The organism is Pseudarthrobacter kochi (genome assembly GCF_055412805.1).
The window spans coordinates 1-4,525 of record NZ_JBVAYV010000089.1; the positions used below are offsets into that span (position 1 = coordinate 1).

The 4,525-nt window shown below is 61.7% G+C and carries 5 protein-coding genes; 4 read left to right on the forward strand and 1 reads right to left on the reverse strand.

Going from position 1 to position 4,525, the window contains the following annotated elements:
* The first annotated feature begins 98 nt into the window (after positions 1–98).
* Both ACZY0Y_RS19580 and ACZY0Y_RS19585 read left to right on the forward strand, forming a co-directional pair.
* Positions 99–383, forward strand: a complete 285-nt coding sequence (locus ACZY0Y_RS19580; RefSeq protein ID WP_463959901.1) for a hypothetical protein — start codon at positions 99–101, stop codon at positions 381–383.
* Between the two features lie 1,037 nt (positions 384–1,420).
* Entirely contained in the window at positions 1,421–2,251 is an 831-nt protein-coding gene (locus ACZY0Y_RS19585; protein WP_463959902.1) for a hypothetical protein, read from the forward strand.
* Positions 2,252–2,283: 32 nt separating this feature from the next.
* On the opposite strand, the gene ACZY0Y_RS19590 is transcribed toward ACZY0Y_RS19585, so the two are convergent.
* Complete coding sequence (locus ACZY0Y_RS19590) at positions 2,284–2,805, reverse strand: flavodoxin family protein (protein ID WP_463959903.1); 522 nt, start codon at positions 2,803–2,805, stop codon at positions 2,284–2,286.
* 317 nt (positions 2,806–3,122) lie between these two features.
* Here ACZY0Y_RS19590 and ACZY0Y_RS19595 point away from each other — a divergent pair, with 317 nt between their 5' ends.
* Positions 3,123–3,983 (forward strand): CPBP family glutamic-type intramembrane protease, encoded by an 861-nt coding sequence (locus tag ACZY0Y_RS19595; RefSeq protein ID WP_463959904.1) that lies wholly within the window; start codon positions 3,123–3,125, stop codon positions 3,981–3,983.
* A 221-nt stretch (positions 3,984–4,204) separates the two neighbouring features.
* Positions 4,205–4,435, forward strand: coding sequence for a tyrosine-type recombinase/integrase (locus ACZY0Y_RS19600; protein WP_463959905.1), 231 nt, complete (start codon positions 4,205–4,207; stop codon positions 4,433–4,435).
* Positions 4,436–4,525 lie beyond the last annotated feature (90 nt).

Sequence of the window (4,525 nt, forward strand, 5' to 3'; positions counted from 1 at the left end):
CGGCATTCCACCGGCAGCGGCCCATACCGCCCATCAAACCCGCGACCCGGAAACCCTGGCCGCGTAACCCGAATCAACTACGAAACTGTCTCAACAACTTGACGTGCGCAGCCGCCTACCGCGAAGACTCCCGCGACAAGGACCGGCACCTCGATGACGCCGTCGTCCTGTGTGCCACCATCAAGTCCCCGCTGGCCGCTGCGGCCCTGATGAAGGGCAGCGACAAGTCACGTATCCTGACCCTGCACAAGGAGCTCGCCGATCCCGGGCACCGGTCCTGGCAACTGCTGGATTCAGCCGACCGGACTACCGCGATGGATGCGCTCCGGATTCTGGCCGCCAACCACAGCCTCCCGCCGGCCAACCGGCTCAAGCTCGGCTGAGAGACGCCGCCGCGGCGGTGGCGGCCACGGCAGCCGCTGCCATCCCGACGACGACGACCACGGCGGCGGCCGGCGGCCGTTATGTGGCAAGTCCTGTCAAAGGAACCAGGAGATCACTTTCAGTTATCCCCCAGCATCGACTCGGGCAGTAGCTGAGGTCGCATAAATACCTAGGCCCGCAAACGATTCGAAAGCGGAAAGAAACAGGTAGAAATGCCGACAACCCCAAATTGAAGACCCGTCTCGGCGTGGGAGCAGCAGCGGTTCTGGCCGCCGGCGCCATGGCGCCGCGGGCCTCAGTGCCGCCTCAGCATCCACGACGTCCCCCACCCCGTCGGCAGCTTCGACGGCTGCCCCTCTGCCCGAGCCAAGGTGGGCACCCACGCCGGCCTCCACGGCCTCGGCGCCTTCCTACAGATCAAGGCCGAAGCCAGCAGGCAGCCCGTGACCGCCGCGAGGGTAGCAACCGCCCTGCAGAAAAGCTCTGGACGATTTCTCCGTATGCCTGGTGCAGCTCTAAGTGAGGATTGCCCTTTATCTGCCGGACCTCACGAAGGGAACCCGAGCAGGGCTTCTCCGGAATTGGGGCCGGCCGCGAGGGCAGAAGTATGGCACTACCGGAGTCTGTGAGCCCGCCTTTAGAGTGCTGATGGCTGATATTTCGTCAACTTAGTTCCGAAGTGTCAGGTTGGATGCGGCTCCCCCCTTAGCCGGCAGGGCAGAGGCTGCCTCGACCAAGCATTCGGTCTCTTGCAGGAATAGACCCAGTCCGAGGGCTTTTCGCTATTCGGTGGGCAGACCCGGTGTGATTATTCGCGAAATCCGTCTACGCGCGCCACGCTGAAGGGTTTCGACTCGGGTTTTGTGTCAGCTGGGTAGCGGTGCGGAGCGCTCGGACAGCGATCATCTACCGGGTGCGTGCGGAGTTTTCGTCCGCCCATAATGGCCGACGTTTTTTCGACTCCTCGTGCGGGCCCAGCCTTCGCACAGAGTGTCGGCGTCAGTGCCGACCGATCCCCTTCAGTAGGCTCTACGTCATGGACCCCAACACGTTCGGCTCCGACGCCTCCGCTCCACCGCACAGCAGGTTGCTCATCGGCATGTCCCTGGTCATCGCTGTGCTCGTCACGGTTGCAAGTGTGCTGGGCTTGGTCGCTTCTTGGCCGTACCAGGAAGAAACCGAGAATTGGGTCTTGCAGGCGCGAGGGCAAGACATTGGCAACCTCCTAGCGGTCGTCGTTCTCGTGGTAAGCGCGGTCCGGATGCGTGCTGGCTCGTTTGGGGCAGCACAGTGGTGGACGGGCACCCTGCTCTATCTCCTGTATGCCTACATCGTCTATGCCTTCGCCGTGCACTTCGGCCGCTTGTTTCTCGTGTACGTCGCGATCTTGGGGCTCGTTTTCTTCACCTTGGTCATGGCGCTCTCGTCCAAAGAGCGCGCATTCGTCTACCCGAGTGGCCCGACCCGACTGTTCGCAGCCTGGGTGCTAATCGGGACCGGTGCACTATTCGCTTTGTTGTGGTTGAGCGAGCTGGTTCCAGCCACTGTCACCGGTCAGGTACCGCCGAGCCTTGCAGCAGCCGGGCTGATAGTGAGCCCCATCCATGTCATTGACCTCTCGGTAGTCCTGCCAGGCATGATCGTCATCGGTGTGCTCGCTCTGAGGGGGAACAAGACGGGGCTTGTGTTGACCGTACCGGCTCTAGTTTTTTCGGTGTTGATGGGGTCCAGCATCATCGCCGCGATGCTGTTGATCGCCGCGACCGGGGAAATAGACGGATTGATCCCGATGGTGATGGTCGCCGTCGTGGTGGTGGCCAGCCTGGTAGCGGCAATCGCGTATGCACGCAAAATGCATGTTGCGTGACCCGCAGCAGTGGAAACCGGGCACCAAGGGGCTTATCGGTCAGCTCGCGAGCCCAGGCCGAGGGCTGCGATTACCTCGTCCGCCCATGCGCTCGCGCGTTCCAACTCCCCATCGAGGAGGGGACCTTCGTAGCCATGGACACGAAAGGTTTCCTGCTTCACGGTCGTTCCGAATCCCATCGAACGCAGTTCGTGTTTTGCCGCTTTGGCTGCGGAGCCGGGCATCCGCGGCTTGTCCACGCGAGTATCGAACGCGATAGCGGGGATGGCAGCAGAAGGCCTGCCGAGTAGGTTGAGCCACTCACGGATGCCTCGGGCCGGCTCATGCAGGGCCGATTGCGACTTGACTGCTTCGGCTCGCGTCGCGGCACGCGTCATCGAGAACGCGTGGGTTGGTCCACCGACCACGAGGAGGTCGTAGCCGTCGACGGTGATGGGTGCCGCATCCGAATCCACGACGTCGACCGTGCCAACGCTGCCCAATTTGTCGGCGACCGCGCGCGCGACCTGTTCAGTGTTGCCCCAAAGAGACTCATAGACCACCAGTACATGCATCGCTGTTCCTCTATACATGACCCGCAATGACGGGTCATGTATACACTGTGCCCTGCGGTACTACTAGCCCGAGTCGCCTCGAAGCACGGCGTCCGATCTGCCGTCAATGTAGATGATCTGGCCGCACAGGTGAGCGTTGTCTTCGCTGGTCCGCCAGGCGAGGAGTGTTGCGGCTCCCGTGGTTCGAGAAGCCGTCCAGCGGCATGGGCACCATGGCGGGTGCATGGGATCTGAAGGCGAAAGCACACCCCTGCTAAGCTTGGCCGCACGCACTCGGACCCGAACAGTGCACGTTGTTTGACCGTCCATGGGATGTCGTGTCGGTCTTGACCGGGAAAGAGATCATGCGGACCGCAAGACCCCTCACGAAAAACCCGTACTTCTTCACAGCACTGATCGTGGCGTTGATCGCGGCAGTGAATGTCGCCTCCGTCGGCACCGCTATTGTGTTACCGGATGTGCCTCCCACGGTTCTGGAGCTACTCGCAGAGTTGATCCTCGCGGCGCTGGCCATTGCGCTTCTGACCGCGCTGCGATTGTGGAGGCAGATCGGGTTCCGGGCACTCCCCCGGCTGAGAGACTTGCGGCTGTACTGGATTCCCTTACTTCCAGTGCTCCCAGTCGTCGGGGTTGCAATGGTCAGTATCTCCCGGATGCGCTTCGAAGAATTCGTTGTTTTCCTGGGTTTAGCCTGCCTCATTGGTTTCGTTGAAGAGGTCTTCTTCCGCGGTCTGATCTTGCAGGTGCTCGCTCCTTCGGGGCTCTGGAGGGCAGCAATCCTCTCATCCATCGTGTTCGGAGCGATGCATTTGCTGAACCTCTTGTTCGGGGCGGAACTCATCGCGACCTTGCTTCAAGTGGCCTACGCCACGGCAATGGGTTTCGGGTTCGCCGCGGTAACCTTGCGGACAGGTGTCCTTTGGCCTCTGATCGTGATCCACGCATTGATCGACCTCGCGGGGTTCGTCACGTCCGATGGAACGGTTACGACAGGCGTGACCGCTACGGACATCGTCATATACACCCTCTACGTGGTTGTGTTCACGGCCTACGGAATCTTCATGCTGCGATCAACGGCTCGGCGGGCCGCGCAGCGTCCGTCGGACCGACGACCCGCTCGGGAAGCCGAGGATCCCATCAGCGGCCAGCCGAGTCGCACGTCAGGGACGTCTACGTGAGCGCCCTAGCCGCCACCCTCGACTGGACTTTGGTCTCACTCGGGGACGCCCTACGGACACCTCCTGACCTTGGCTGCCCCCGATGAAGTTGCCCGGCCGTCAAGTCGCACACGCCCCGCTCGTTGAGGATTCCCGCTCGGGCGCCACTGGAAACGCTTAGGACAAAGCCCCGACCCCGACGACTTCACCGACGCACAAGCCAATGTTGTTGCTACGACGCTATGACACCGCCCATCGCCAAAGACATGGGCTGGACTCACAAGCACCGCTACGTGGCGAGGCACACCGCCGCCAGCCATCTCATCGGCAACGGGGTCGATGCACTAGTTGCTGCCGACATGCTCGGACACCGCAACCCCATGATCACGCTGAACGTCTACGGTCACGCACTGGACAGAGGCAAGTCGGAAGCTGCCGCAATCATGTCGGGTTGCGGCCGTATGGTTTTGTGAGACAGCTTGTTAGGAGCCCTTTCTCGCATGACCGTTCGTAAGAAGTACACGCAGCAGTTTAAGGACGAAGCCGTTGAACTGGTGATCTCC